Source organism: Psychrobacter sp. 1U2, assembly GCF_051847575.1.
Window position 1 is genome coordinate 1 of sequence record NZ_JBPYDC010000807.1, and the last position, 825, is coordinate 825.

2 protein-coding genes are annotated in these 825 nt (G+C 43.6%); both read right to left on the reverse strand.

The features are described 5' to 3' along the window. Positions 1-173, reverse strand: a 173-nt coding sequence (locus ACS8FD_RS18850; protein WP_439276978.1) for an SDR family NAD(P)-dependent oxidoreductase, incomplete at its 3' end; no start/stop codon positions are given. A 64-nt stretch (positions 174-237) separates the two neighbouring features. After that, positions 238-825 (reverse strand): uracil phosphoribosyltransferase (gene upp / locus ACS8FD_RS18855; RefSeq protein WP_439276977.1); only part of this gene is annotated, 588 nt, incomplete at its 5' end.

Consider the following 825-nt stretch of genomic DNA (forward strand, 5'->3'; position numbering starts at 1 on the left):
GTATCATCGACATCCATGACGACCGGTAAAAATAAATCGCCTAACGTTTCAGCCATTGCAGTGAGTTTATCAAGTCGTCTGGCACAGCCAATTACGTGATGACCTTCGGCAACCAAACGCTCAGCCAGCGCTTTACCAAAACCAGCACTTGCGCCTGTAATCAATACGTTCATTTTATATCCTTATCATTGCTGTCGTAAGCTGTAGTCACGATTCTTATAACGACTACTTTTTGGATTATTTGTTAAATAACTGCTTACCAAAGATTTTATCGCCTGCATCACCAAGACCCGGGATGATATAACCGTGTTCATCCAAATGACTATCCAATGCAGCCGTATAGATAGTCACGTCAGGATGAGCTTCATTCACCAAACGTACGCCTTCAGGTGCCGCAACCAACACCAGAGCCTTGATACTCTTACAGCCATTTCTTTTTAACATATCAATAGTAGCAACCATCGAACCGCCAGTGGCAAGCATGGGATCAACGATAAGCGCTGGGCGTTTGTCCATATGGCTGACGAACTTTTCAAAAAATGGCACTGGTTGTAAGGTCTCTTCATCGCGCTGTAAACCTACGACAGAGATTTTTGCAGTAGGGATTAAGTCAAGTACGCCATCAAGCATGCCAATACCAGCACGTAATATAGGAACGATGGTTGCCGTTTTGCCGATGATTTGCTCACCCTCTATCTCACCGCACCAACCCTGCATAGGAAAAGTTTCAATTTCAAAATCGCGACTTGCCTCATAAGCCATTAAACGAGCAAGCTCTTTGGTCAATGTACGAAATTTATAAGTACTACAGTCTTTTTCACGCAT